We start from the raw sequence: 24,348 nt of genomic DNA, 5'->3' as shown, positions 1-24,348 counted from the left end.
AGCTGCTCAGCGGCCCGTACGGGATCGTGAGCGCCATTGAAGGACGAGACCTAAAATGAGTGCTTCGATAACCGCCGGCGAAAGCCGCGACAACGGCCTGCAAGCCATCTGGAACCGTCTGCGCGCCAACCCGAAAATTCCGTTGCTGGTCGCTGCTTCCGCCGCGATCGCGATCGTCGTCGCGCTGCTGTTGTGGGTGAAAAGCCCCGACTACCGCGTGCTGTACAGCAATCTGAACGACCGCGACGGCGGCGCCATCGTCACCCAACTGACGCAGATGAACATCCCTTACCGCTTTGCCGAGAATGGCGCGGCGCTGCTGATCCCGGCGGAAAAGGTGCATGAAACCCGTCTGCGTCTGGCGCAGCAAGGGCTGCCGAAAGGCGGCGCCGTCGGCTTCGAACTGCTGGACCAGGAAAAATTCGGCATCAGCCAGTTCAGCGAGCAGATTAACTATCAGCGCGCCCTCGAGGGCGAGCTGTCGCGCACCATCGAATCGCTGGGGCCGGTGCAAAACGCCCGCGTTCACTTGGCGCTGCCTAAACCTTCGCTGTTCGTGCGCGAACAGAAATCCCCTTCCGCCTCGGTAACGCTCACCCTGCAACCCGGCCGTGCGCTGGACGACGGCCAGATCAACGCCATCGTTTATATGGTGTCGAGCAGCGTCGCCGGCCTGCCGCCGGGCAACGTGACCGTGGTCGATCAGGCCGGCCGCCTGCTGACCCAGTCCGACGGCACCGGGCGTGATCTTAACGCTTCGCAGCTGAAATACGCCAACGAAGTGGAAAACGGCTTCCAGCGCCGCATCGAAGCGATCCTCGCTCCGGTGGTCGGCAGCGCCAACGTGCGTGCGCAGGTCACAGCGCAGATCGACTTCGCCACGCGCGAGCAAACCGATGAACAATACCAGCCGAACCAGCAGCCGGACAAAGCCGCTATCCGCTCCCAGCAAACCAGCCTGAGCGAACAGATCGGCGGGCCGCAGGTGGGTGGCGTGCCAGGCGCGCTGTCCAACCAACCGAGCGCGCCGGCCACCGCGCCGATTGAAACCGCCAAGCCCGCGGCAGGCAACAATGCCAATGCCAACGCCACCGCGCAAAACGCCGCAACCACCCGCAGCGCGGCGGCCAGCGGCGTGCCGCAAAATACCCGACGCGACGCGACCACCAACTACGAGCTCGATCGCACCATCCGCCATACCCAGCACAAAGCCGGCACCGTGCAGCGTCTGTCGGTCGCCGTGGTGGTCAACTACCTGGGCACCGGTAAAGACGGCAAACCGCAGCCGATGGGCAAAGAGCAGTTGGCGCAGATCGAAGCGCTGGTGCGTGAAGCGATGGGCTACTCCAGCAGCCGTGGCGATACCCTGAACGTGGTCAATACGCCGTTTACCGACACTCAGGTGACCGGTGGCGAACTGCCGTTCTGGCAAAGCCAGTCGTTTATCGATCGCCTGATCGACGCGGGCCGCTATCTGCTGGTGCTGCTGGTGGCCTGGCTGCTGTGGCGCAAACTGGTGCGGCCGCAGCTGCAACAGCGCCAGGCTGCGCAACAGGCCGCCATCGCCGCCGCCAACGCCCCTGCCGCCAAAGCGGTCGACAGCAACAAACCGAGCAACGAGGAGCTGGCGCAGCGTCGCAAATCGCAGCAGCGCGTCAGCGCAGAAGTCCAGAGCCAGCGGATCCGCGATCTGGCTGACAAAGACCCGCGCGTGGTCGCTCTGGTAATCCGCCAATGGATGAGTAACGAGATATGAGCCTGACCGGAACCGACAAAAGCGCCATCTTGCTGATGACGCTGGGTGAAGATCGCGCGGCGGAGGTGTTCAAACACCTCTCCTCGCGCGAAGTACAGCTGCTGAGCGGCACCATGGCCGGCATGAGCCAGGTTTCACACAAACAGCTCGGCGAAATACTGACCGAGTTTGAAGACGACGCCGAGCAATACGCGGCGCTGAGCGTCAACGCCAGCGACTACCTGCGCTCGGTGCTGGTCAAGGCGCTGGGCGAAGAGCGCGCCGCCAGCCTGCTGGAAGACATTCTCGAATCGCGCGAGACCACCACCGGCATGGAAACGCTCAACTTTATGGAGCCGCAGAGCGCCGCCGATCTGATCCGCGACGAACACCCGCAGATCATCGCCACTATTTTGGTGCACCTCAAACGCGGCCAGGCGGCGGACATCCTGGCCCTGTTCGACGAACGCCTGCGCAACGACGTGATGCTGCGTATCGCCACCTTCGGCGGCGTGCAGCCGGCGGCGTTGGCGGAGCTGACCGAAGTGCTGAACAACCTGCTCGACGGCCAGAACCTCAAGCGCAGCAAAATGGGCGGGGTGCGCACCGCCGCCGAGATCATCAACCTGATGAAAACCCAGCAGGAAGAAGCGGTCATCGACGCGATGCGCGAATACGACGGCGAGCTGGCGCAGAAGATCATCGACGAGATGTTCCTGTTCGAAAACCTGGTGGAAGTCGACGATCGCAGCATCCAGCGCCTGCTGCAGGAAGTGGAAGGCGAGTCGCTGCTGATCGCGTTGAAAGGCGCCGAACAGCCGCTGCGCGAGAAGTTCCTCAAGAACATGTCGCAACGCGCCGCCGACATCCTGCGCGACGATCTGGCCAACCGTGGGCCGGTGCGCATGTCGCAGGTGGAGAACGAGCAGAAAGCCATCCTGTTGGTGGTAAGACGTCTGGCGGAAACCGGCGAAATGATCATCGGCGGCGGCGAGGACACCTATGTCTGATCGCATTAACACCCTGCCCTGGCAGCCCTGGTCGCTCAACGATTTGGGCGAACAGAAACCGGCGTTCGAACTGCCGCCGCTGCCGGATCTCGAACAAAGCGATCCGTCGCCGGACGCGCAGGCCGAATTGCAGCAGCAGTTGGCGACGCTGCGGCTGCAGGCCGAGCAACAGGGCCAGCAGTTGGGCTATGCCGACGGCCAGCAAAAAGGCTATGAAGCCGGTTTTCAGTCCGGTCTGGAAGAAGGCCGTCAGCAAGGGCTGCTGGAAGCGCAGCAGCAGCAACAGCCGCTGACCGCCCACTGGCAGCAGTTGGTTACCGAATTCCAGCACACGCTGGACGCGCTCGACAGCGTGATCGCTTCGCGGCTGATGCAACTGGCGTTGACCGCCGCCAAACAGGTGCTGGGCCAGCCGCCGGTGTGCGACGGCACCGCCCTGCTCGCGCAGATCCAACAGCTGATTCAACAGGAGCCGATGTTCAACGGCAAGCCGCAGCTGCGGGTCCACCCGGACGACTATCCACGCGTCGAGCAGCAGTTGGGGGTTACCCTCAGCCTGCACGGCTGGCGCCTGTTGGCGGACGGCGAACTGCATCCGGGCGGCTGCAAGGTCAGCGCCGAGGAAGGCGATCTCGACGCCAGCCTGGCGACGCGCTGGCATGAACTGTGCCGCCTGGCGGCACCGGGAGAAGTCTGATGACCGCGCGTCTCGGCCGCTGGCTGAGTTCTCTGGATACGCTGGAAAAACGCATCGCCCGCGCGCCGACGGTGCGCCGCTACGGTCGCCTGACCCGCGCCACCGGGTTGGTGCTGGAGGCTACCGGCCTGCAGCTGCCGCTCGGGGCGACCTGCCTCATCGAACGGCACGACGCCGGTGAGGTGCAGGAAGTGGAAAGCGAAGTAGTCGGCTTCAACGGCCAACGGCTGTTCCTGATGCCGCTGGAAGAAGTCGAAGGCATCGTGCCGGGCGCGCGGGTTTACGCCCGCATCGCGCCGGAAGGCCAAAGCGCCGGCAAACAGCTGCCGCTCGGCCCGGCGCTGCTGGGGCGCGTGCTGGACGGCAGCGCCAAACCGCTCGACGGCCTGCCTTCGCCGGAAACCGGTTACCGCGCGCCGCTGATCACCGCGCCGTTCAACCCCTTGCAGCGCACGCCGATCGAGCAGGTGCTGGACGTGGGGGTGCGCACCATCAACGGTCTGCTGACCGTCGGTCGCGGCCAGCGCATGGGCCTGTTCGCCGGCTCCGGCGTCGGCAAGAGCGTGTTGCTCGGCATGATGGCCCGTTATACCCAGGCGGATGTGATCGTCGTTGGCCTGATCGGCGAGCGCGGCCGCGAGGTCAAAGACTTTATCGAGAACATTCTCGGCGCCGAAGGCCGGGCGCGCTCGGTGGTGATCGCTGCGCCGGCGGACGTGTCGCCGCTGCTGCGCATGCAGGGGGCGGCCTACGCCACCCGCATCGCCGAAGATTTCCGCGATCGCGGGCAGCACGTGTTGCTGATCATGGACTCCCTTACCCGCTACGCCATGGCGCAGCGTGAGATCGCCCTGGCCATCGGCGAACCGCCGGCGACCAAAGGCTATCCGCCTTCAGTCTTCGCCAAGCTGCCTGCGCTGGTGGAACGCGCGGGCAACGGCATCAGCGGCGGCGGCTCCATCACCGCCTTCTACACCGTGTTGACCGAAGGGGACGATCAGCAAGATCCGATCGCCGACTCGGCGCGCGCCATCCTCGACGGCCACGTGGTGCTGTCGCGGCGGCTGGCGGAGGCCGGCCACTACCCGGCGATCGACATCGAAGCGTCAATCAGCCGCGCCATGACATCGCTGATCGACGAAGAGCATTACCGCCGGGTACGCACCTTCAAGCAGATGCTGGCCAGCTATCAGCGCAACCGCGATCTGATCAGCGTCGGCGCCTACGCGGCGGGCAGCGATCCGTTGCTGGACAAAGCGATGACGCTGTACCCGCAGATGGAAGCGTACCTGCAACAGGGCATCTTTGAACGCAGCGGCTACGATGAAGCCTGTCAACAGCTGCAGCAGTTGATTGTTTAACGTCACCAGAGGCGTACAGCGATGAAATCACAATCCCCCCTGATTACCCTGCGCGATCTGGCGCAGGATGCGGTGGAACAGGCCGCGCAACAGCTTGGCCAGGTGCGGCAGGCGCAGCAGGCGGCGGAGCAACAGCTGTCGATGCTGCTCAACTATCAGGACGAATATCGCCAGAAGCTGAATCATACGCTTTGCGACGGCATGGACAGCTCTCGCTGGCAAAACTACCAGCAGTTTATCGGCACGCTGGAACAGGCCATCGACCAGCACCGCCAGCAGCTGCTGCAGTGGGGGCAGAAAGTGGATCATGCGGTGAAGCAATGGCAAGACAAACAACAGCGGCTGAATGCTTTCGAGACTCTGCATACCCGCGCCATAAATGCGGAGCAGCAGCAGGAGAATAAACGGGATCAAAAACTGATGGATGAGTTCGCTCAACGCAGTGCACAAAGGAATATCAACCCATGAATCTGAACGCCCTGCCCGGCCTGGCCTTACCCGGCGATGCCGGCGGTCTGGCCGAACTGACGTCGGCGCTGGATGAGAGCCAGCTGTCATCCGCTTTCGCCCAACTGCTCGGCGCACGTTTTGCGCCCGCCGCCGACGGCAAACAGCCGCCGGTCGCGCTGAGCGCGGACGATGAACGCGCCCCGGCCCTGAGCCGCAATCAGCTCAATCAACTGCTGGCCACCTTCGGCGAGCGCGGCGGCCTGCTGCCGGGTCTGGCAACCCCAGCCGACGCGCTTTCACCTGAAGGCGCCGAGAGCGAAACGCTCGTGGCCGGCGATAAACCGGCGCAGCCGCCGATCGCCGCCGCCAAAGAGCTGGATGCCGCGACGCTGCAGGCGCTGTATGCCATGCTGCCGGCCGCGATCGTCGCCCAGCCTCAGCCAGCCGATGGCCAACGGCCGCTGCCGGTGGAAAACGCTGACGATGCGGCCGCGCTGCAGACCGGCAATGGCCTGCTGAACATTGCGGCGGCCGGTGATAACACCGCCGCGCGTTCATCGGCATCCCCTGCTCCGACAGGAACAGGCACGAAAACGCCTGCAGCCGATGGCGATAATGCCACGGCGGCGCTCCCGCAATCGACCAGCGGCGAGCGCGCAAGTGCCGCACAGCCGCTGCCGGCGGGCGATACCCAGCAGCAGCCGACGCTCAATCACGCCGTCGCCCTGGCCGCCGCCAGCCCAACGCAAACGGCCGCCCCGGCCGGCTCACTGGTGACGGCGCCGCCTACGCCGCAGTTAAACGCGCAGTTGGGTAGCCCGGAATGGCAGCAGGCGTTGAACCAACAGGTGCTGATGTTCCATCGCAACGGCCAGCAAAGCGCCGAGCTGCGTCTGCATCCGCAGGAGCTGGGCGCCTTGCAGATCACGTTGAAACTGGACGATCAGCAGGCGCAACTGCACATCGCCTCCGCTCACGGCCAGGTGCGCGCGGCGGTGGAAGCGGCGATGCCGCAGCTGCGCCACGCGCTGGCGGAGAGCGGCATCAACCTGGGGCAGAGCAGCGTGGGCGGCGAGTCCACGCCACAATGGCAACAGGCGCAGCAGCAGGCCTCCAACAGCCAGGGGCGTTCCAGCTATGCTGAACACCCTGGCGATGAGGCTGCGGCCGCCGATGGCGTCAGCGCGCCGATGGCGCTGCAGCGCATGGCCAGCGCGGTCAACGGCGTCGATATTTTCGCCTGAGCCGCCGCAAACGCCCAAGCTGGCACCCATTTGCGCGTCTATTCAGGCTATTGCACGCCGCGATAGACGCGATAATACCTTTACATGTCATGCGTGCGGCTTTGCCGCGCGCCATGCCCGCCGCCTCGCCGGCCGCGGGTGGAACAACAGGAATTAGATTTGGCTATGTCTCAGAACACCCTTCCGGCAGCACCGAAACGCTCCCTTCTGGTCATCCTGCTGGTGTTGATCAGCGTCGTCGCCTGTGGCGCCGCGGGCTACAGCTGGTGGCTGCTGCAACAGCATAAAAACGGCGCCGAACCGGCCGCCGCCAAACAGCAACCGCCGGCCGCGCCGGTGTTCATGCCGCTCGACACCTTTACCGTCAACCTGGTGACGCCGGACAACAACCCGGATCGCGTGCTGTACATCGGCCTCACGCTGCGTCTGCCGGACGAAAGTACCCGCCGTCAGCTGAACGATTTTCTGCCGGAAGTGCGCAGCCGCTTGCTGATGCTGCTCTCCCGCCAGGAAGCGAGCCAGTTGGCCAATGAACAAGGGAAGCAACAGCTGGTGGCGCAGATTAAGGACGTGCTCAGCCCGCCGCTGGTTAAGGGACAACCGAAGCAGGTGGTCAGCGACGTGCTGTTCACCGCCTTCATACTGCGGTAATCACTATGGGCGATAGCATTCTTTCACAGGCAGAGATCGACGCCTTGCTCAACGGCGACAGCGCGGGTGATGAACCCGAGGCGGTGGTCGGCAAAGAGAGCGAGGTCAAGCCTTACGATCCGAACACCCAGCGCCGCGTGGTGCGCGAGCGTCTGCACGCGCTGGAAATCATCAACGAACGTTTTGCCCGGCAGTTCCGCATGGGGTTGTTCAACCTGCTGCGCCGCAGCCCGGACATTACCGTCGGCCCGATCAAAATCCAGCCGTATCACGAGTTCGCCCGCAACCTGCCGGTGCCGACCAACCTGAACCTGGTGCATCTGAATCCGCTGCGCGGCACTGCCCTGTTCGTGTTCGCGCCGAGTCTGGTGTTCATCGCCGTCGACAACCTGTTCGGCGGCGACGGCCGCTTCCCGACCAAGGTCGAAGGCCGCGAATTCACTCCGACCGAACAGCGGGTGATCAAACGCATGCTGCGCCTGGCGCTGGACGCCTATGGCGACGCCTGGAGCGCCATCTACAAAATCGACGTGGAATACGTGCGCGCCGAAATGCAGGTGAAGTTCACCAACATCACCACCTCGCCGAACGACATCGTGGTCACCACGCCGTTCCAGGTGGAGATCGGCGCGCTGACCGGCGAGTTCAACATCTGCATTCCGTTCGCGATGATCGAACCGCTGCGCGAGCTGTTGACCAACCCGCCGCTGGAAAACTCGCGGCAGGAAGACAGCCACTGGCGCGAAACCCTGGTGAAGCAGGTGCAGCATTCCGAACTGGAACTGATCGCCAACTTCGTCGATATCCCGATGCGGCTGTCGAAAGTCCTGAAGCTGCAACCGGGCGATGTATTACCGATAGACAAGCCGGAACGCCTGATCGCCCATGTGGACGGCGTACCGGTTCTGACCAGCCAATACGGCACGTTGAACGGGCAATACGCCCTGCGTGTTGAACATTTGATTAACCCTATTTTGAATGCTCTGAGTGAGGAACAGCCCAATGAGTGATCCTAAGCAACCGTCTGGCGAAGGAAAGGAATCCGTAGACGATCTGTGGGCTGATGCGTTTAACGAGCAGCAGTCTTCAGAGAAATCCGGCGCGAGCACCGAAGGGGTGTTCAAGTCGCTGGAAGCTCAGGATGCGCTCGGCAGCCTGCAGGATATCGACCTGATCCTGGATATTCCGGTCAAGCTGACCGTGGAACTGGGGCGCACCAAGATGACCATCAAAGAGCTGCTGCGCCTGTCGCAAGGCTCGGTGGTGGCGCTGGACGGCCTGGCCGGCGAACCGCTGGATATCCTGATCAACGGTTACCTGATCGCGCAAGGTGAAGTGGTGGTGGTGGCCGACAAGTTCGGCGTGCGCATCACCGACATCATCACCCCCTCCGAACGCATGCGTCGACTGAGCCGCTGATGACCGCCGCGGCGCCCGTTACCGTCCAAAGCACCCAACCCCCCGCCGCGCCGGCCTTGCCGGCCGGTTCGGTGTTGATGCAGGTCAGCAGCGCGCTCGGCGGCATTCTGCTGCTGATCCTGCTGGCCGGTTGGCTGTTCCGTCGACTGGGTTTCGCCCCGCAGGCGCGCAACAACAAACTGCTCAACCTGCGCGCCAGTTGCCAGGTCGGGCAGCGCGAACGCGTGGTGGTGGTGGAAGTCGACGACACCTTGCTGGTATTGGGCGTCACCGCCCAGCAGATCACCCCGCTGCACACCCTGCCCGCCCCGCCGAAAGACGAGGGCGCGGCCGACGCGGCGACACCGGCGGACTTCCGTCAACTGATGCAAAAAGTTATGAAACGCCCGGAAAAATCGGCATGACCTCGACTCTTCATACCCTCGTCCGCCGCCCGGCGGTTTGGCTCCCCGCCGCCCTGCTGCTGATCAGCCCGGCGGCTTTTGCACAACTGCCGGGGCTGATCAGCCAACCGCTGGCCAATGGCGGCCAAAGCTGGTCGCTGCCGGTGCAGACGCTGGTGCTGTTGACTTCACTGACCTTCCTGCCGGCCATGCTGCTGATGATGACCAGCTTCACCCGCATCATCATCGTGCTCGGCCTGCTGCGCAACGCGCTGGGCACGCCTTCGGCGCCGCCGAACCAGGTGATGCTGGGGCTGGCGCTGTTCCTGACCTTCTTCATCATGTCGCCGGTGTTCGACAAGGTTTATCAGGACGCCTATCTGCCGTTCAGCCAGGACAAGATCGGGCTGGAGGTCGCACTGGATAAAGGCGCGCAGCCGCTGCGCGAATTCATGTTGCGGCAAACGCGCGAAACCGATCTCGCGCTGTACGCCAGACTGGCCAATCAGCCGCCGCTGGCCGGCCCGGAAGCGGTGCCGATGCGCATCCTGCTGCCCGCCTACGTCACCAGTGAACTGAAAACCGCCTTCCAGATCGGCTTTACGGTGTTTATTCCGTTCTTGATCATCGACCTGGTGGTCGCCAGCGTGCTGATGGCGCTGGGGATGATGATGGTGCCGCCCGCCACCATCTCGCTGCCGTTCAAGCTGATGCTGTTCGTGCTGGTCGATGGCTGGCAGCTGCTGCTCGGCTCGCTGGCGCAGAGCTTCTATTCGTAACCCCTGACCGGAGAAAGCGAGATGACACCTGAATCGGTTATGGCGCTCGGCACCGAGGCGATGAAAGTCGCGCTGGCGCTGGCCGCCCCGCTGCTGCTGGCGGCGCTGATCAGCGGCCTGGTCGTCAGCCTGCTGCAGGCCGCCACCCAGATCAACGAAATGACGCTGTCGTTCATCCCTAAAATTCTGGCGGTGGTGGCCACCATCATCATCGCCGGCCCCTGGATGTTGAACCTGCTGCTGGACTACATGCGCACCCTGTTCAGCAACCTGCCAACCCTGATCGGCTGACCGTGCTCGCCTTCGACAGCGCCCAACTCACCGTTTGGCTCAGCCACTATTTTTGGCCGCTGCTGCGCATTCTGGCGCTGATCGGCACCGCGCCGATATTCAGCGAAAAGCAGATCAGCAAAAAGGTCAAAATCGGCCTTGGCGGGCTGATCGTCATCCTGATCGCGCCGACGCTGCCCGCCAGCAATATCCCTATCTTCTCCGCCGCCGGCCTGTGGCTGGCGATCCAACAGATTCTGATCGGCGTGGCGCTGGGATTGACCATGCAGTTCGCCTTCGCGGCGGTGCGCCTGGCGGGCGAAGTGATCGGCATGCAGATGGGCCTGTCGTTCGCCACCTTCTTCGATCCCAGCGGCGGCCCGAACATGCCGGTGCTGGCGCGCCTGCTCAACCTGCTGGCGATGCTGCTGTTCCTCAGCTTTGACGGCCATCTGTGGCTGATTTCGCTGCTGGCGGACAGCTTCCACACCCTACCTATCCAAACGCAGCCGCTGAACGGCAACGGCTTCCTGGTGCTGACTCAGGTCGGCTCGCTGATCTTCATCAACGGCATGATGCTGGCGCTGCCGCTGATCTGCCTGCTGCTGACGCTCAACATGGCGCTCGGCCTGCTCAACCGCATGACGCCGCAGCTGTCGGTCTTCGTGATCGGCTTCCCGGTCACCATGACCTTCGGCATCATGACGCTGGGCATGATGATGCCGATGCTGGCGCCGTTCTGCGAACACCTGTTCGGCGAAGTGTTCGATCGATTGGCGGCGGTGATCGGCGGCATGACCTTCTGAATCCGGCGGTCCCTTCCTTCCCCCTCTTCCGCCTAAGACAAAATGGCAATAAAAACGCTTTCTTGGGACAAAAGCCTGAGAAACGGCTTTTATCCGGATTAAGGTTCAAATGTCTCCGGCGGCTTGAATAAATAAAACCCCGACCTAGAATAGACCCGGCAACAGAAATATCGCTTGTACCACGCTAGCCATCAGCGGCGATAAAAACGTTGACTCCCAAGTGAAAATAAAAAATAACGCAGTCACGCAGGGTTAAATGCGCGACAGATAACTTACACCCTGAATAAATGCGTCCGGCGCCCGCCGGCTGCAGGGCGCAGCATCGACCTTTGCTAACCACAGGAGCGAATTCATGATTAAAGCGAAAAGCAACCGAAAAGCACGCCGGTTATTCGGTTTGACCCACTGGAAAAGCAACAAGTTTAGAGTTTCGTTTACCGAGACGGCCGACGGCGGAAAATGGAAAGTGGAGAAGAAAAAGAAATAGCAGCGCTATTTATCGTCAGGGAAATAATATCTATCGCGATTTTTCCGCCACTGATTTCAATAATGCCGTTACGCATTAAACAGGGGTGACAATCTTATTATTACTTTCCTGATGAAAAAAAGGCGCGTCACTCAGTCAGTAGTGGGAGAACGAGTGACGCGCCAAACGAGTGCGCCCGGTTTCAAGAAGCCTCCCTCCCCGCGGGGCGGAGAAGGCGTTTTCTAAGCGCACTAAAGGGAAACCCGTCGCGGTCAGGCAACGGGGTATTGCTCTCAACGATTCATCTGGAACAGCGACATGCCCTGCATATCGCTGAAGGTTTTATACGACGCCTGCAGCGCCGCCTGCTGCATGAAATAAGACGAGATAGACTCGGCCAGGTCGGCATCCGTCAACGCGCTCATCTGGATCTGGTTGGTCATGTCACGCTCTTTACCGATGCTGTCCAGCTGATCCATCTCCTGCAGCTGGCTGCCCAGCTCGGCGCGCACGCTCAGCACGTTGTTGTAGGAGTTGTCCAGGCCGCGGTTGGCTTTCGCCAGCGCATCGTTCACCTGCTGCTTGGTGGCCTCGTCGGCGCCCTGCAGCGGAGTTTTCAGCGCGTTCAGCGCGATATCGATGCTCTCGAATACGTTGCTGACCGGCGCGCTGCCGTCCGGCTCGGGCTTAGGGTTGCTGGTCAACGACATGAACACCGCGTTGCCGGTATGGCCGATGGTCATGGTGCGGTTGGCGTCCACTTTCTGCTGAACCGTCTTGTCGCCGCCCTGATAGCTGACGGTGCCGCCGTTATCGACGAACGGCGCCTTGTCGTTCACATACCCGCCGAACATATAGCGGCCGTTGCCGTCGGTGCTGTTGGCCTGATTCAGCAGCTGATCTTTCAGCCCCTGCAGCTGGGTGGCCAGCGACTGGCGATCGTTATCGCTTTCGGTGCCGCCAGCGTTGACGATCAGCGCCTTCATGTCCGCGATGGTGGAGGTCGCGCCGGCCAATACCGTTTCTTCCATCGACACGTTCTGACGAGCGAAGGTGCGCGCCAGCGTGTACTGGCTGTTTTCCGCCTGCGATTGCGACAACATCACCGCGCGCGACGCCGCCAGCGGATCGTCGGACGGGTTGATCACCCGCTTGCCCGAAGAAAGCTGCTCGGCCGCCTTCATGAACAGCGACTGGTTGCCCGTGATGCCGTTCATGTTCTGTTGGTACATCATGCTGGTGCTCATGCGCATGCTGTGGGTTCCTTACTCTGAGCGACCGGCGCCGTTATCGGCGCCGATTAACAATGAAATCAACGAATATTCAGCAGCGCGTCGAACAGCGAGCTGGCGGTCTGAATCACCTGCGCGTTGGCCATGTAGTACTGCTGGAAACGCAGCAGCTCGCCATACTCTTCGTCAAGGTTGACGCCGGACATCGACTGCTGTTGCGCGCCCAGTTGCGTGACGATCTTGGCCTGCGACGTGGCGATGGCCTTGGCGGCAGCGGTCTGGTTGCCGACGCCGCTGACGATGCCGGCGTAAGCGCCGCTCAGGGTCGCCTTGCCGTCCACCAGGTTTTTGGTCTGCAGATCCAGCAGCTTCTTGGCGTTTTCATTATCGCCGCGCCCGCTGTCGTCTTTACCGGCGGCGGCGATCTTGGACGAATCGGTGATGGCCACTTTCAGGTTGCCCGCCACGTCGCTGACCGGCTTCACGGTGAAGCTGTCTTTGGCTTGCGCATTGCCGTCGATGCTCACTTCCAACCCGTCGAAGTTCAGCGTCGGTTTGCCGTCAGCGCTGGTGCCCGGCGTCGCGTTGACTTTCACGTTGTCCGGCAGGCGGCTGACCTGCCAGTTGCTGCCGTCGAACTCGACGCGATAATCGTTGGCTTTCACCTTGCCGGTATCGGTGTAAGCGACCGACAGCGACGCGTCGCCGGTGTTGCGGGTGTTATCCACCACCCGGCCGCCGCTGAAGCTGAAGAAGTCGCCGCCCGCATCGCCGTTCAGATCGAAGCCGGCGCGATGCTGTTGGTTAAAGCTGTCCGCCATCGCCAGCGCCAACTGGCCCAGTTGATTGCGCACGCCGTCCAGCGTTTCGCTGCGGAATTTCAGCACGCCGCTCAGCGTGCCGCTGGTGATCTGGCCTTCCGGCACTTCGCTGGCGCCGTTGCCGCGGTTATAGCCGATGGTCAGACGGGAAGGATCGCTGCTGGAAGGCACGGCTTCCACCTGATAGGTGTTGCTGCCCTGCACCAGCGTCAAGCCGTTGGCGAAGGAGACGGTATAAGCGTCGCCGTCCTGCTGCGTGACCTGTACGCCCACCAGCTGGTTCAATTCTGTGACCAGCTGATCGCGCTGATCCAGCAACGCATTCGGCTCGCCGGCGGCGCTGCCGCGCAAACGGGTGATCTCGTCGTTCAGCTTGGCGATCTGTTGGCCGTAGCTGTTGATCTGCTGCGCCGTATCGCTGATCTGCTGATTAACGCCGTTATCCATATCGCGCAGGAATTTATCGGTGTTGTTGAACTGGTTCACCAGGCCGTTAGCCTTGCCCAGCACCGTCTGGCGCGCGGCGTCGTCACCGGCGTTGCTCACCAGGTTCTGCAGGTTGGTGAAGAAGTCCTGCATGTTGGTCGACAGCGGGTTGGTCTTGCTCGCCAACAGGTTGTCGATCTGCGAAATCTTCTCGTAATAGGCGTTTTGCGCCCCGAACGCGCTTTGCGCGCCGCGCAGCTGGTTGGTGATGAACTGGTTGTATTCGCGGTTGACGCTGGTGACGGTCACGCCGTTGCCGATAAAGCCGCTCATGGTGGCCATGCCGCCGTTCTGCGCCAGGATCGCGGTCTGACGGTTGTAGCCCGCCACGTTGTAGTTGGAGATGTTGTTGCTGACGGTACTGAGCGCCACCTGAGCCGCATTCAGCCCGCTCATCGCGGTATTGATTAAGCTATTGGACATCGGAATTCCTTATGCTGCGGCGCCGGTGGCCCACAGGGTTCTTAATTGAGCTGCTGAGCCTGTTCGCTCAGCCTGTTTCGGTTATCGGCAAAAATGAGAAGAACTTGAGGAAAAAAAGCGGCAATGCGGTCAGCATCCAGCGAGCCTCCATTACCGCCTATCCCCTAAATAATTGGCGCCGCAGCAAGACGACAAGCAAGGGAGACCCCGGGAGCTTGATTAAGCCAAGTGACCGGGGCGAGCTTGTGCAATCAACGCCGCTGCAGCATCAAGAATGACGGGGGATTTAGAACAAATCGTTCAGATCGTGGGTATAGGCTTTCACCGCCTGCTCCCCCGCGTTCTTCATCTGCTGAATCACGCTGACCAGTTTGCTGGCGTACTGCGGGTCGGTGGCGTACCCGGCGCGTTGCAGCGCATGCGCCGCCTGCTCCGGGCTGCGCGCAGCGGCCACATCGGCGTAGCGCGGGTTGTTGGTCAACAGCTTGACGTAATCGGCGATCGCTTCCACATAGGAACCGTAGACGCGGAACTTCGCCTTCACCTTCTTCGCCGCACCCTGTTCGAACTCGGTGGTGGTGATCTCCGTCACCGGTCCGCTCCAGCTGCCGCCGGCCTTGATGCCGAACAGGTTGTAGCTCGGCGTGCCGTCTGATGTCGGGATCTCGCGCTGCCCCCAACCGGACTCCAGCGCCGCCTGCGCGACGATCAGCTGATGCGGAATGCCGCTCTGCTGGCTGGCGACCTTCGCCGGTATCGACAGGCGAGCGACGAAGTTGCCGTTGTTGAGCGACAGCGGCGCGGCGGCCGGCGGGGCCTTCGGCATCGCCCGGCGCACCATTTGCTCCAGCGCCTGGTTCGGCAGCGTTTGCAGCACCTCGTTGTCCAGCGCCATCGGCGACAGGCCCGCCGTTTCGCTCGGCACCGCGTTGGCGTTGCTCATCTGCTTGACCATCATGTCGGCCAGCCCCAGCCCTTTTTGCGACATCTGCTGGGCGATTTGCTGGTCGTACATCGAGGTATACAGCCGCGTTTGGTCGCTGCTCAACACCCCGTCCTGCGGCAAGGCGGAACGCATGCTTTTCAGCATCATCTGCACGAACATGCCTTCTACCTGCTGCGCCACCTGCTTGAGGTTGCCCTGCGGGTCGGCCGCCGCGTCGCGCTTCAGGCCGTTCAGCGCCTGGGCGTCATAGGCCGCGCCCGACATCGCCATCAGATCGCCGGCCATCAGATGATTTCCAGCTTGGCGCGCAGGCAGCCGGCGCTCTGCATCGCCTGCAAGATCGACATCAGATCGATCGGCGTGGCGCCCAGCGCGTTCAGCGCCCGGATCACGTTGTTCAGGTTGGCGCTGGCGTTCACTTTCTGCAGCGATCCGCCCTGCTGTTGCACCGAGATCTGGGTGTTAGGCGTCACCACCGTCTGGCCGCCGCCGAACGGCGTCGTCGGTTGGCTGACGGTGTTCTGCCGATCGACCACCACCGACAGGTTGCCCTGGGCGACGGCGCAAGAATCGAGGATCACATCGCGGTTCATCACGACCGACCCGGTGCGCGAGTTGATGATCACTTTGGCGTCCATCGCCCCGACGTTGACGGTGATGTTTTGAATCTCCGCCAGGAAGCGCACCTGAGAGCTGTTGCCCTGCGGCACCAGCACCTGGATCGTGCGGGCGTCGAGCGGCGTCGCGGTGCCGCCGCCGCGTTGGCGGTTGATGGCGTCGCTGATCTGCTGCGCCAGCGTGAAATCCTCGTCGTTCAGCTGAAGGTTGAGAACGCCGCCGCTGCCGAAGGTGGTCGGCAGCTCGCGTTCGATGGTGGCGCCGTTGCTGATGCGCCCGCCCGCCAGCTGGTTGACCTGCACGCTGCTGCCGCCGGCCGCCGCGCCCGCGCCGCCGACCAGCACGTTGCCCTGCGCCAGGGCATAGACCTGATTATCCACGCCTTTGAGCGGCGTCATCAGCAAAGTGCCGCCGCGCAGGCTCTTGGCGTTGCCCATCGAAGAAACCACCACGTCGATATTCTGCCCGGCGCGTGAGAACGGCGGCAGTTTGGCGGTCACCATCACCGCCGCCACGTTTTTCAGCTGCATGTTGGTGCCCGGCGGCACGGTGATGCCCAGCTGCGACAGCATGTTGCTCAAGCTTTGGGTGGTGAACGGCGTCTGCATGGTCTGGTCGCCGGAGCCGTCCAGCCCCACCACCAGGCCGTAGCCGATCAGGGCGTTGTCTCGCACGCCCTGCACCGTCACCAGATCGCGGATGCGCTCCGCCGCCGCCGGCAAGCACACCAGCCCGACGCACAGCGCGATAAACCATTTTTTCAGCATCAGTCAATCCTTAGAACGGTGAAACATTTAAGAAGAAGCGCTGCAGCCAGCCCATGGTCTGCGCTTCGTTGATATAGCCATTGCCGACGTATTCGATACGCGCGTCCGCCACCTGCGTCGAGGTCACCGAGTTGTTGCCGCTGATGGTGCGCGGGTTGACGACGCCGGAGAAGCGGATGAATTCGGTGCCCTGGTTGATGGCGATCTGCTTTTCCCCCACCACGTGCAGGTTGCCGTTGGCCAGCACCTGGTTGACCGTCACCGTGATGGTGCCGTTGAAGGTGTTGTTGGCGTTGGCGCCGCCCTTGCCGCCGAAGGTGCTGTCGCCGGAAATGTCCATATCGGCACGCGCATTGCCCAACAGGCCGTCAAGGTAACGCGGCGAGGTGGCGACGCCGAACTTGCTGGCGCCGTTGCGGCTGGCATTGGCGGAGGAGCTCTTGCTGGCGCTGACGTTTTCCTGCAGCACGATGGTCAGGGTGTCGCCGACGTTGCGCGGACGGCGGTCTTCGAACAGCGGCTGATAGCCGTAGTTCATCGGCTGCACCGTCTGGAAGATCGAGCCGTTCGGCATCGGCGCGCTGGCCGGCGCGGGCTGCGCCGTGGTCGCACCGTCCACCAGCGGTTTATGCGGAATATAAGCGCAGCCGCTCAGCGTCAGCATCACCATTCCCGCCAGCCAGCGTTGTCCCTGCCGCGGCAGGATTGCCATCGAATATGTGGTTACCACGGGTATCGCCTTTGTTTCACGAAAGAGAATGACGGGCGCGGCAAGCCGGGCCCGTCAATGACAGATTACAGTTGCGTCAGCTTTTGCAGCATCTGATCGGAAGTCGATACCGCTTTGCTGTTGATCTCGTAAGCGCGCTGAGTCTGGATCATGTTGACCAGCTCTTCCGCCACGTTAACGTTGGAGGTCTCCACGTAGCCCTGATACAGCAGACCGGCGCCGTTCAGCCCCGGCGTGCTCTCGTTCGGCGCGCCCGAGCTTTCGGTTTCCTGATACAGGTTCTCGCCCACGCTCTCCAGACCGCTGTCGTTGACAAAGGTCGTCAGCGTCAGTTGACCCACCTGCTGGGCGGCGGTTTGCCCCTGCTGGGTGACGCTGACGATGCCGTCGCGGCCGACGGTGATGGACAGCGCGTTAGCCGGAATGGTGATCGCCGGCTGCACCTGGAAACCGCTGGAAGTGACCAACTGGCCGTTCTGATCGATCTGGAACGAGCCGTCGCGCGTGTAGGCCTGGGTGCCGTCCGGCAACATCACCTGGAAGAACCCCTGCCCCTTGATGGCGACGTCTTTGCTGTTATTGGTCTGCGACAGGTTGCCCTGGCTGTGCAGCCGCTCGGTCGCCACCGGACGCACGCCGGTGCCGATCTGCAGACCGGAAGGCAGCGTGGTCTGCTCGGAGGACTGCGCCCCCGGCTGACGCATGGTCTGGTACAGCAGATCTTCAAATACCGCACGCTGGCGCTTGAAGCCGTTAGTGCTGACGTTCGCCAGGTTGTTGGCGATCACGTCCATGTTGGTCTGCTGCGCGTCCAGACCGGTTTTGGCAATCCATAAGGATGGAATCATCGGTTATTTCCTTGCTGCTTAGCTCACTGAGAGCAGTGAGTTGGCACGCTGTTCGTTTTCATCCACGCTGTGGATGACCTTCATTTGCATTTCAAAACGGCGGGCGTTGGCGATCATGTCGACCATGGTCTCCATCGGCTTGACGTTGCTGCCTTCCAGCACCCCGGGCATCACCCGCACCTGCGGATCGTTTTGCAACTGATTGCCGCGCTGCTGTTGGGTTTCCGGCGTCAGGCGGAACAGCCCGTCGTCACCGCGCATCACTTCGCGTGCATCGGCCTTCACCAGCTTCAGGCGGCCGATCTGCGCGATGGTGTTCGGCGGATCGCCGGCGTTCAGCGCCGAAATGGTGCCGTCGGCCGCGATGGTGATCTCCGCCGACGGCGGCACCTCGATTGGGCCGCCGTCGCCCATCACCGGCATCCCCTGCACCGTCAACTGCCCGGTGGAGGAAATCTGAATGTTGCCGTTGCGGGTATAGGCCTCACCGCCGCCCGGCAGGCTCACCGCCAGGAAACCGTCCTGCTGCAGCGCCACGTCCAGCGGGCGCGCCGTGTAGTTCAGCGCCCCCTGGCTCATGTCGGCGCCCGGCGTCGAGGCAGTCACCAAGGTGCGGGTCGCCATACTCGGCCCGTCGACCGGCACCGCGCGCAACGCGGCAAGCTGGGCGCGAAAGCCCGGCGTCGACGCGTTGGCCAGGTTGTTGGCGGTAATGGATTGCTGTTCCAGCGTTTGGCGCGCCGCGCCCATCGCGGTATAAATCGCGTGATCCATAACTCGGCCCTATCAGCGCAGGCTAACCAGCGTCTGCAGGATGGAGTCCTGCGTCTTGATGGTCTGGGCGTTGGACTGGTAGTTACGCTGCGCGACGATCATGTTCACCAGCTCCTGGCTCAGATCGACGTTGGAAGATTCCAGCGCGCCGCTGGTCAGCTTACCGAAGCCGCCACCGCCCGACAGACCGACGCGCGGCTGGCCGGACGCGCCGGTTTCCTGCCACACGTTATCACCCTGCGACGCCAGCCCTTCCGGGTTGGAGAAGTTGGCCATGACGATCTGGCCCAGCACCTGGGTCTGTTGGTTGGAGTAGATGCCCACCACCGTGCCGTCGTTGTTGATCTGGAAGTTGGTGTATTCGCCGGCGGCATAGCCGTCCTGCGCCACTTTGCTCACCGAGTCGCTGCCCACGTTCTGCTGCATGCTGCCGGCGAAGCTCAGGGTGAAGTTTTGCGCCGGCGCGCCGTCTTTGGCGGCCATCGGGATCACCATGCTGAACTCGCCCGGCGCGCCGTTGGTGCTGGTGGTTTTCACCAGGTTGCCGCTGGTGCTGAACTCCATGGTGCCGGCATCCACCGGAGCTGCGCTGCCGTCCTGGGTGTACACCTGCCACTTGTTGTCTTCTGTCTTGACGAAGTAGGCGTTGATATTGTGCGCGTTGCCCAGCGAGTCGTAAGCGGTGATGGTGTTGACGTAGTTGTAGCTGTCCTGCTTGGCCGGATCGAACTTATGATCATCCGGCACCTTATGGGTGGACTTCAGGTTGGCCACCATCTCGCCGGAGGTGGACGCCTTGGCGTTCATCATGCCTTCGGGAATGCTCAGCGGCACCGGGTTGGCGCCCTGCTGGATGGTCGGCGGGGAACCGGCCGCCGGGTAGCCGGTCAGCTGCAGGCCCTGCATGTTGGTCAGGTTGCGGTTCTCGTCCAGCTTGAACTGGCCATTGCGGGTATAGAAGATGCCGCCATCTTTATCCTGCATGCGGAAAAAGCCGTTGCCGTTGATGGCCACATCCAGCGCGCGGCTGGTGCCGGTGGTGGTGCCGCCCTTGAAGTTCTGGGTGATGCCGGACACTTTGACGCCCAGCCCGACCTGCGAACCGGCGAACATGTCGGCGAAGGAGACGCTGCCGGATTTGAAGCCCGCAGTCGCGGAGTTGGCGATGTTGTTACCGATCACGTCCAGGTTGGTTGCTGCCGCGTTCAAGCCGCTGACTGCCTGAGAAAAGGCCATGTTATTCTCCGAATAGTGGTCAGGCTATCGTCCGATTGAGCCTGATGCTTGGGGTTATAAGATCTGTCGCACGTCTTCCAGGGTGGCGTTGCCCGCCAGGCCGAGATCCAGCTTGGCGCCGTTGCCGTCGCGGATCACGCCGTTCACCAGCCCGAAGTGCAGGCTGCGCGCCACCAGTTGCTCGCCGTTGCCTTTGGCGTTAATCGCCACTTTGTAGGCGCCGTCGGGCGCGGTGGAGCCGTCATCCAGCGAGCCGTCCCAGGTGAAGGCGTGCACGCCGGCGGTCAGGCCGCCGATTTCAATGGTGCGCACCACCTGCCCGCTGGCGTTGGTGATGGTGGCGGTCACCTGATCGGCGGCGCGCTCCAGTTCCACGCCGAACGGCGTGGTGCTGACCTTGCCATCCTTGCTGCCGACCAGAATGTTGTTGCCTGGCACCATCACGCCATGACCGATCAGCGCGGTGGCCTGCAGCGACTGGTTGCTGTTGATCTGGCCGGAGATCGACCCCAGCGTGGTGTTAAGCTTTTCGATACCCTGAACGGTGTTGATCTGCGCCAGCTGCGACGTCAGCTCGTTGTTCTGCATCGGATTGGTCGGATCCTGGTTTTTCAACTGCGCCACCAGCAGCGTCAGGAAGCTGTTGTGCAGATCCTGGCTGTTGGTATTTTTGCTGTTGTTACCGATGACGGTGTTATCCAACGACTCGTTGGTGGTTGCGGCAATAGCCATGGGAAGCTCCGGTTACTGACCCAGCGTCAGGGTCTTCATCATCATCGACTTGGTGGTGTTGAGCACCTCGACGTTGGCCTGGTAGCTGCGGGAAGCGGAGATGGTGTTGACCATTTCCCCTACCACGTCGACATTCGGCATGCGCACATACCCCTTGGCGTCCGCCAGCGGGTTGCCCGGCTGATACACCAGACGCTCGGGCGCCGGATCGTCCACCACTTGGGCGACGCGCACGCCGCCGGTCGGTTGCCCCGGCGCCGCCGCGACCTGGAACACCACCTGCTTGGCGCGGTAAGGTTCGCCGTCCGGGCCGGTCACGCTGTCGGCATTGGCCATGTTGCTGGCGCTGACGTTCATGCGCTGGGATTGCGCCGATAACGCCGAGCCGGAGATATCAAAAATATTCAGTAAAGACATGCGCCTTATCCTTGTTGCAGCACGGACATCATCCCTTTGATCTGCCCATTGAGCAGCGTCAGGTCGGTCTGATATTTCAGGCTGTTATCGGCAAAGTTGGTGCGTTCGCGATCCATGTCCACCGTGTTGCCGTCCATCGACGGCTGGTCCGGCACTCGGAACAGCAGATCGAGCTGTGGCGGCTGCAGGGTCTGCGCCGGGATGTGGCGCGCCGCCGTCAGGTTGAGCGCCATGCCGTTGCCGCTGACGCGCCCCTGCTCCAGCACCTTGTTCAATTGGCTGGCGAAATCGATATCCCGCGCCTGATAACCCGGCGTGTCTGCGTTGGCGATGTTGGCGGCCAGAATTTCCTGCCGCTGGGCGCGCAAGTTCAGCGCCTCTTGGCCAAAGCGCAGAGCCGCGTCCAGTTTGTCGAGCATGCTCCCTCCGCGAGGTTAGAATTTGGAGTCGACAGCATAAACGCCCCCTGCGCCACCCTATCGCGGGAATAAACGCAAAATGGGGCGCTATTTATCTGCTTAGCCTGCGCGCGCTGCGGGTACACTTACGCGTATCCCGATGAAGCTTGAGAAGATGACGATGAAAGGTAAAATGCTGCTGCTTATCGGCCTGCTGTGCAGTCTGAACGCGCGCGCCGACGATCTGGCGACGCAAATCGAAAGCTTCATCCAGGGCAAGTTCAGCGGTGAACCGGTACAGGTAAAAGTGCGGGTGCGCACGCCGCCGAACCAATGGCCCGCTTGCGAACTGCCGCAGCTGTCGCTGCCACCCAACGCGCGGATCGGCGGCAACGTCAGCATTTCGGCGCGCTGTGGCCAGGAGCGGCGTTTTATCCAGACGCAGGTGCAGGTGTTCGGCCGCTATCTCGTTTCGGCGCGCGGCATCAGCGCCGGCAGCCGGTTGACGGCGGCGGATCTGGCGTTGAAAGCAGGCCGGCTCGATACCCTGCCGCCGCGCGCGCTGACCGAAGCGGGCAAAGCGGTGGGCGCCGTCAGCCTGCGCAACATCAGCCCCGGTCAGCCGCTGACCCTCGCCATGCTGCGCCGCGCCTGGATTATCAAGGCAGGGCAACCGGTGCAGGTCAACGCACAGGGCGAAGGATTCAGCATCAGCGGTGCGGGCAAGGCGATGAACAACGCCGCCGCCGAAGACAGCGTGCGGGTGCGCATGGCCTCCGGGCAGATCGTCAGCGGCGTGGTCGGGGACGACGGCGCGATCCGCATTACGTTATAAAAAAGTAAAGGTTCCGCAAACCTTGCCGATAAGACAAATCAAGCAGCATTTTATTGGCCACCAGGGCCGCAAAACTTTCATTGCAGCGTCGTCGCCCGCGAGCGGTCACGGCGTAAACGGAGATGGACCATGAGTATCGATCGCACCCAGCGGTTACAGCCGGTTTCCACTGTGCAACCGCGAGAAACCCCGGCCGACAACCCGCTCCAATCGCGCAAGGCCGCCGTGGCGGAAACCGCCGTCAGCGGCACGCAGGTCAAACTGAGCGAGGCGCAGGCGCGCCTGATGCAGCCGGGCACCCAGGATATCGATATGGGTCGGGTCGAGGCCATCAAGCAGGCGATCCGCAACGGCGAACTGAAGATGGACGCCGGCAAAATCGCCGATGCGCTGCTGCAAGACGCGCAGAGCGATGTTCAATGGATCGCCGGACGCGACTGACAGCGCGCGGCGAGTAGCGGTAAAGGATAAGTCATTACTATGGAAAACCTGGCACAACTGCTGGACAAACTGTTGGAAACGCTGCAGGCGCTCAACGGCGTGCTGGAGGAAGAGCACGACTTGCTGTGTTCCGGCCAGTTGCCGGGCGTGGCCTTGCAGCGCGTCACCGATGCCAAAAGCCAACTGCTGGCGACGGTCGCTTACCTCGAGCAACAGCGCCTGGGGCAGGAAAAAACCTGCGGGCAACGCGCCCCCTATGCCAGCCAAGCGCCCCTGGCCGATCGTTGGCAGCGCGTTCAGTTGCTGAGCCAAACGCTGCGCGAAAAGAACCAGCACAACGGTCTGCTGCTCAATCAGCAGATCGACCATAACGCGCAGGCGCTGGCCATCCTCAGCAAAAACAACAAATCGCTGTATGGCCCAGATGGCCAGTCGCACGCCGGCAGCCTGCTCGGCAGAAAAATCGGCGTCTGACCTGACTCATTTGCCCGGTGAGCCTATCACCGGGCATGCGTTAACCGGCTTCTGCGCATCCCGTCGCATTTTCTCCCTATCACTCTTTGAATTCACTTAAGACTTTGCGCCAGGCTGCGCATGGCGTGAATTTGGCTGTTTCTTTCCCTTTGGCCGCTTGTCACCCTGTGGTTATTTTTAAACCACTTGAAATATACCCTTAACGGGTATAGATTCGCAGGGAGAGCGAATGGTCGACATTTATCTCACCAAAACCTTTCAGGGTTTTGCCGCACGCGAGCGCATTAGCGACGCCAGGATAGTGAAAGCGGCGCGAGAGATGCAACATCAGCTGTACGACGCCAATCTTGGCGGTTGCGTATACAAAAAGCGCATCGCTCGGGCTGGTGCGGGCAAACGTGGCGGCTATCGGGTACTGATCGTTTTTCGCGATGAAGAACGCCTGTTTTTTATGCGCGACTTTGCCAAAAGTGAGAGAGAAAACATCAGTACGGATGAGTTACAGGGATTGAAACATCTGGCTGCGCTGTATCTGGATTATTCGCCATTCAGACTCTACCAGCTGGTCAACAACAGGGAGTTACGGAGGCTAAGCGATGAGTAAAATTCTTGCCGAGATCCACCAGGAAGTTCAGGGCCTGCACCGCGCCGGTTTCGTCGACGACGTGACCATGCGCACCTTCGACATGCTGTGCCTGCGGCCGGTGAAGCAGTTCGGGCCGGCCGAGATCCGCGCGCTGCGCGAACGGGAAAACGTCAGTCAGCCGGTGTTTGCGCTGTATCTCAACGTCAGCAAAAAGGCGGTGCAGAAATGGGAGCGCGGCGAAGCGCAACCGAACTCCGCCGCGATGAAACTGCTGACGCTGGTGGAACGCAACGGCCTGCAAATTCTGGCCTGA

General features: G+C 62.2%; 30 protein-coding genes. 19 read left to right on the top strand and 11 right to left on the bottom strand.

All coding sequences use genetic code 11. The annotated features are described in order from the left end of the window. Positions 1–55: 55 nt before the first annotated feature. The 14 genes from fliF to sra all read left to right on the top strand — a co-directional run bounded on the left by fliF (position 56) and on the right by sra (position 11,292). The gene (gene fliF, locus ACTJJ6_RS07700) at positions 56–1,756 is read left to right on the top strand and encodes a flagellar basal-body MS-ring/collar protein FliF (protein WP_143778238.1); all 1,701 of its coding nucleotides are present in this window, start codon (positions 56–58) and stop codon (positions 1,754–1,756) included. Further along, positions 1,753–2,745, top strand: coding sequence for a flagellar motor switch protein FliG (gene fliG, locus ACTJJ6_RS07695; protein ID WP_004934775.1), 993 nt, complete (start codon positions 1,753–1,755; stop codon positions 2,743–2,745). Before fliF ends, fliG begins: the two co-directional genes overlap by 4 nt. Next, a complete protein-coding gene (fliH, locus tag ACTJJ6_RS07690) occupies positions 2,738–3,442 on the top strand; it encodes a flagellar assembly protein FliH (RefSeq protein WP_016927310.1) in 705 nt (234 codons plus the stop codon). Before fliG ends, fliH begins: the two co-directional genes overlap by 8 nt. Then, the gene (fliI, locus tag ACTJJ6_RS07685; protein WP_004934781.1) at positions 3,442–4,803 is read left to right on the top strand and encodes a flagellar protein export ATPase FliI; all 1,362 of its coding nucleotides are present in this window, start codon (positions 3,442–3,444) and stop codon (positions 4,801–4,803) included. The genes fliH and fliI overlap by 1 nt, the downstream gene beginning before the upstream one ends. A gap of 21 nt (positions 4,804–4,824) precedes the next feature. Beyond that, positions 4,825–5,271 carry a flagellar export protein FliJ gene (fliJ, locus tag ACTJJ6_RS07680; RefSeq protein ID WP_016927309.1) on the top strand — a complete coding sequence of 149 codons (447 nt, stop codon included), beginning with the start codon at positions 4,825–4,827 and terminating at the stop codon, positions 5,269–5,271. Then, positions 5,268–6,497: a flagellar hook-length control protein FliK gene (locus ACTJJ6_RS07675; RefSeq protein ID WP_016927308.1), complete on the top strand. Its 1,230-nt coding sequence runs from the start codon at positions 5,268–5,270 to the stop codon at positions 6,495–6,497. The genes fliJ and ACTJJ6_RS07675 overlap by 4 nt, the downstream gene beginning before the upstream one ends. Before the next feature lie 165 nt (positions 6,498–6,662). Then, complete coding sequence (gene fliL, locus ACTJJ6_RS07670) at positions 6,663–7,148, top strand: flagellar basal body-associated protein FliL (protein ID WP_016927307.1); 486 nt, start codon at positions 6,663–6,665, stop codon at positions 7,146–7,148. 5 nt (positions 7,149–7,153) lie between these two features. Further along, a complete protein-coding gene (gene fliM, locus ACTJJ6_RS07665) occupies positions 7,154–8,158 on the top strand; it encodes a flagellar motor switch protein FliM (protein ID WP_004934798.1) in 1,005 nt (334 codons plus the stop codon). Next, positions 8,151–8,567, top strand: coding sequence for a flagellar motor switch protein FliN (fliN, locus tag ACTJJ6_RS07660; protein WP_004934799.1), 417 nt, complete (start codon positions 8,151–8,153; stop codon positions 8,565–8,567). Before fliM ends, fliN begins: the two co-directional genes overlap by 8 nt. After that, positions 8,567–8,971: a flagellar biosynthetic protein FliO gene (fliO, locus tag ACTJJ6_RS07655; protein ID WP_049299130.1), complete on the top strand. Its 405-nt coding sequence runs from the start codon at positions 8,567–8,569 to the stop codon at positions 8,969–8,971. The genes fliN and fliO overlap by 1 nt, the downstream gene beginning before the upstream one ends. Then, entirely contained in the window at positions 8,968–9,729 is a 762-nt protein-coding gene (fliP, locus tag ACTJJ6_RS07650) for a flagellar type III secretion system pore protein FliP (protein ID WP_004934802.1), read from the top strand. Before fliO ends, fliP begins: the two co-directional genes overlap by 4 nt. 21 nt (positions 9,730–9,750) lie before the next feature. Beyond that, positions 9,751–10,020 (top strand): flagellar biosynthesis protein FliQ, encoded by a 270-nt coding sequence (gene fliQ, locus ACTJJ6_RS07645; protein WP_004934803.1) that lies wholly within the window; start codon positions 9,751–9,753, stop codon positions 10,018–10,020. Positions 10,021–10,022: 2 nt separating this feature from the next. Further along, positions 10,023–10,805, top strand: coding sequence for a flagellar biosynthetic protein FliR (fliR, locus tag ACTJJ6_RS07640; protein WP_016927304.1), 783 nt, complete (start codon positions 10,023–10,025; stop codon positions 10,803–10,805). A gap of 352 nt (positions 10,806–11,157) precedes the next feature. Next, the gene (sra, locus tag ACTJJ6_RS07635) at positions 11,158–11,292 is read left to right on the top strand and encodes a stationary-phase-induced ribosome-associated protein (RefSeq protein ID WP_087763075.1); all 135 of its coding nucleotides are present in this window, start codon (positions 11,158–11,160) and stop codon (positions 11,290–11,292) included. A gap of 272 nt (positions 11,293–11,564) precedes the next feature. On the opposite strand, the gene flgL is transcribed toward sra, so the two are convergent. The 11 genes from flgL to flgB form a co-directional block, all read right to left on the bottom strand. Continuing rightward, positions 11,565–12,524, bottom strand: a complete 960-nt coding sequence (gene flgL / locus ACTJJ6_RS07630) for a flagellar hook-associated protein FlgL (protein WP_016927302.1) — start codon at positions 12,522–12,524, stop codon at positions 11,565–11,567. A gap of 59 nt (positions 12,525–12,583) precedes the next feature. Next, positions 12,584–14,233: a flagellar hook-associated protein FlgK gene (flgK, locus tag ACTJJ6_RS07625; protein WP_016927301.1), complete on the bottom strand. Its 1,650-nt coding sequence runs from the start codon at positions 14,231–14,233 to the stop codon at positions 12,584–12,586. A gap of 286 nt (positions 14,234–14,519) precedes the next feature. Beyond that, positions 14,520–15,464, bottom strand: a complete 945-nt coding sequence (gene flgJ, locus ACTJJ6_RS07620; protein ID WP_049299127.1) for a flagellar assembly peptidoglycan hydrolase FlgJ — start codon at positions 15,462–15,464, stop codon at positions 14,520–14,522. After that, the gene (locus ACTJJ6_RS07615) at positions 15,464–16,564 is read right to left on the bottom strand and encodes a flagellar basal body P-ring protein FlgI (RefSeq protein ID WP_004934816.1); all 1,101 of its coding nucleotides are present in this window, start codon (positions 16,562–16,564) and stop codon (positions 15,464–15,466) included. Before ACTJJ6_RS07615 ends, flgJ begins: the two co-directional genes overlap by 1 nt. A 10-nt stretch (positions 16,565–16,574) precedes the next feature. After that, positions 16,575–17,276: a flagellar basal body L-ring protein FlgH gene (gene flgH, locus ACTJJ6_RS07610; RefSeq protein ID WP_004934817.1), complete on the bottom strand. Its 702-nt coding sequence runs from the start codon at positions 17,274–17,276 to the stop codon at positions 16,575–16,577. Between the two features lie 83 nt (positions 17,277–17,359). Beyond that, a complete protein-coding gene (gene flgG / locus ACTJJ6_RS07605) occupies positions 17,360–18,142 on the bottom strand; it encodes a flagellar basal-body rod protein FlgG (protein ID WP_004934819.1) in 783 nt (260 codons plus the stop codon). 18 nt (positions 18,143–18,160) lie between these two features. After that, complete coding sequence (locus ACTJJ6_RS07600; protein ID WP_143778240.1) at positions 18,161–18,916, bottom strand: flagellar basal body rod protein FlgF; 756 nt, start codon at positions 18,914–18,916, stop codon at positions 18,161–18,163. A 12-nt stretch (positions 18,917–18,928) separates the two neighbouring features. Continuing rightward, positions 18,929–20,152, bottom strand: coding sequence for a flagellar hook protein FlgE (gene flgE, locus ACTJJ6_RS07595; RefSeq protein ID WP_143778241.1), 1,224 nt, complete (start codon positions 20,150–20,152; stop codon positions 18,929–18,931). Positions 20,153–20,206: 54 nt separating this feature from the next. Continuing rightward, positions 20,207–20,884, bottom strand: a complete 678-nt coding sequence (gene flgD, locus ACTJJ6_RS07590; RefSeq protein WP_016927297.1) for a flagellar hook assembly protein FlgD — start codon at positions 20,882–20,884, stop codon at positions 20,207–20,209. A gap of 12 nt (positions 20,885–20,896) precedes the next feature. After that, positions 20,897–21,301, bottom strand: coding sequence for a flagellar basal body rod protein FlgC (flgC, locus tag ACTJJ6_RS07585; RefSeq protein WP_004934826.1), 405 nt, complete (start codon positions 21,299–21,301; stop codon positions 20,897–20,899). A 5-nt stretch (positions 21,302–21,306) separates the two neighbouring features. Further along, positions 21,307–21,720 (bottom strand): flagellar basal body rod protein FlgB, encoded by a 414-nt coding sequence (gene flgB, locus ACTJJ6_RS07580; RefSeq protein ID WP_015378256.1) that lies wholly within the window; start codon positions 21,718–21,720, stop codon positions 21,307–21,309. Between the two features lie 160 nt (positions 21,721–21,880). Here flgB and flgA point away from each other — a divergent pair, with 160 nt between their 5' ends. The 5 genes from flgA to ACTJJ6_RS07555 all read left to right on the top strand — a co-directional run bounded on the left by flgA (position 21,881) and on the right by ACTJJ6_RS07555 (position 24,348). Next, a complete protein-coding gene (gene flgA, locus ACTJJ6_RS07575) occupies positions 21,881–22,534 on the top strand; it encodes a flagellar basal body P-ring formation chaperone FlgA (RefSeq protein WP_049299124.1) in 654 nt (217 codons plus the stop codon). A 129-nt stretch (positions 22,535–22,663) separates the two neighbouring features. Further along, on the top strand, positions 22,664–22,975 hold the full coding sequence (flgM, locus tag ACTJJ6_RS07570; protein ID WP_016927295.1) for a flagellar biosynthesis anti-sigma factor FlgM: 312 nt from the start codon (positions 22,664–22,666) through the stop codon (positions 22,973–22,975). Between the two features lie 39 nt (positions 22,976–23,014). After that, a complete protein-coding gene (locus ACTJJ6_RS07565) occupies positions 23,015–23,449 on the top strand; it encodes a flagella synthesis protein FlgN (RefSeq protein ID WP_016927294.1) in 435 nt (144 codons plus the stop codon). A 229-nt stretch (positions 23,450–23,678) separates the two neighbouring features. Next, positions 23,679–24,053, top strand: a complete 375-nt coding sequence (locus ACTJJ6_RS07560; protein WP_350024231.1) for a type II toxin-antitoxin system RelE/ParE family toxin — start codon at positions 23,679–23,681, stop codon at positions 24,051–24,053. Then, positions 24,046–24,348 carry a helix-turn-helix domain-containing protein gene (locus tag ACTJJ6_RS07555; RefSeq protein WP_015378258.1) on the top strand — a complete coding sequence of 101 codons (303 nt, stop codon included), beginning with the start codon at positions 24,046–24,048 and terminating at the stop codon, positions 24,346–24,348. Before ACTJJ6_RS07560 ends, ACTJJ6_RS07555 begins: the two co-directional genes overlap by 8 nt.

The organism is Serratia sp. 22278, assembly GCF_052045405.1.
Lineage (GTDB): Bacteria > Pseudomonadota > Gammaproteobacteria > Enterobacterales > Enterobacteriaceae > Serratia > Serratia marcescens.
Note: the sequence above shows the minus strand (reverse complement) of the source record. Positions and strands in the feature narration are given on the sequence as shown.

Bases quoted from the DNA above. Each gene is read 5' to 3' on its own strand.
- flgD (WP_016927297.1), bottom strand. From the start codon at position 20,884: ATGGCTATTGCCGCAACCACCAACGAGTCGTTGGATAACACCGTCATC.
- flgC (WP_004934826.1), bottom strand. From the start codon at position 21,301: ATGTCTTTACTGAATATTTTTGATATCTCCGGCTCGGCGTTATCGGCG.
- fliM (WP_004934798.1), top strand. From the start codon at position 7,154: ATGGGCGATAGCATTCTTTCACAGGCAGAGATCGACGCCTTGCTCAAC.
- flgL (WP_016927302.1), bottom strand. From the start codon at position 12,524: ATGCGCATGAGCACCAGCATGATGTACCAACAGAACATGAACGGCATC.
- flgJ (WP_049299127.1), bottom strand. From the start codon at position 15,464: ATGGCCGGCGATCTGATGGCGATGTCGGGCGCGGCCTATGACGCCCAG.
- flgM (WP_016927295.1), top strand. From the start codon at position 22,664: ATGAGTATCGATCGCACCCAGCGGTTACAGCCGGTTTCCACTGTGCAA.
- ACTJJ6_RS07555 (WP_015378258.1), top strand. From the start codon at position 24,046: ATGAGTAAAATTCTTGCCGAGATCCACCAGGAAGTTCAGGGCCTGCAC.
- flgK (WP_016927301.1), bottom strand. From the start codon at position 14,233: ATGTCCAATAGCTTAATCAATACCGCGATGAGCGGGCTGAATGCGGCT.
- sra (WP_087763075.1), top strand. From the start codon at position 11,158: ATGATTAAAGCGAAAAGCAACCGAAAAGCACGCCGGTTATTCGGTTTG.
- fliN (WP_004934799.1), top strand. From the start codon at position 8,151: ATGAGTGATCCTAAGCAACCGTCTGGCGAAGGAAAGGAATCCGTAGAC.
- flgA (WP_049299124.1), top strand. From the start codon at position 21,881: ATGAAAGGTAAAATGCTGCTGCTTATCGGCCTGCTGTGCAGTCTGAAC.
- fliJ (WP_016927309.1), top strand. From the start codon at position 4,825: ATGAAATCACAATCCCCCCTGATTACCCTGCGCGATCTGGCGCAGGAT.
- flgE (WP_143778241.1), bottom strand. From the start codon at position 20,152: ATGGCCTTTTCTCAGGCAGTCAGCGGCTTGAACGCGGCAGCAACCAAC.
- fliI (WP_004934781.1), top strand. From the start codon at position 3,442: ATGACCGCGCGTCTCGGCCGCTGGCTGAGTTCTCTGGATACGCTGGAA.
- ACTJJ6_RS07560 (WP_350024231.1), top strand. From the start codon at position 23,679: ATGGTCGACATTTATCTCACCAAAACCTTTCAGGGTTTTGCCGCACGC.
- flgH (WP_004934817.1), bottom strand. From the start codon at position 17,276: ATGGCAATCCTGCCGCGGCAGGGACAACGCTGGCTGGCGGGAATGGTG.
- ACTJJ6_RS07600 (WP_143778240.1), bottom strand. From the start codon at position 18,916: ATGGATCACGCGATTTATACCGCGATGGGCGCGGCGCGCCAAACGCTG.
- flgB (WP_015378256.1), bottom strand. From the start codon at position 21,720: ATGCTCGACAAACTGGACGCGGCTCTGCGCTTTGGCCAAGAGGCGCTG.
- ACTJJ6_RS07675 (WP_016927308.1), top strand. From the start codon at position 5,268: ATGAATCTGAACGCCCTGCCCGGCCTGGCCTTACCCGGCGATGCCGGC.
- ACTJJ6_RS07615 (WP_004934816.1), bottom strand. From the start codon at position 16,564: ATGCTGAAAAAATGGTTTATCGCGCTGTGCGTCGGGCTGGTGTGCTTG.
- fliF (WP_143778238.1), top strand. From the start codon at position 56: ATGAGTGCTTCGATAACCGCCGGCGAAAGCCGCGACAACGGCCTGCAA.
- flgG (WP_004934819.1), bottom strand. From the start codon at position 18,142: ATGATTCCATCCTTATGGATTGCCAAAACCGGTCTGGACGCGCAGCAG.
- fliH (WP_016927310.1), top strand. From the start codon at position 2,738: ATGTCTGATCGCATTAACACCCTGCCCTGGCAGCCCTGGTCGCTCAAC.
- fliO (WP_049299130.1), top strand. From the start codon at position 8,567: ATGACCGCCGCGGCGCCCGTTACCGTCCAAAGCACCCAACCCCCCGCC.
- ACTJJ6_RS07565 (WP_016927294.1), top strand. From the start codon at position 23,015: ATGGAAAACCTGGCACAACTGCTGGACAAACTGTTGGAAACGCTGCAG.
- fliP (WP_004934802.1), top strand. From the start codon at position 8,968: ATGACCTCGACTCTTCATACCCTCGTCCGCCGCCCGGCGGTTTGGCTC.
- fliG (WP_004934775.1), top strand. From the start codon at position 1,753: ATGAGCCTGACCGGAACCGACAAAAGCGCCATCTTGCTGATGACGCTG.
- fliL (WP_016927307.1), top strand. From the start codon at position 6,663: ATGTCTCAGAACACCCTTCCGGCAGCACCGAAACGCTCCCTTCTGGTC.
- fliQ (WP_004934803.1), top strand. From the start codon at position 9,751: ATGACACCTGAATCGGTTATGGCGCTCGGCACCGAGGCGATGAAAGTC.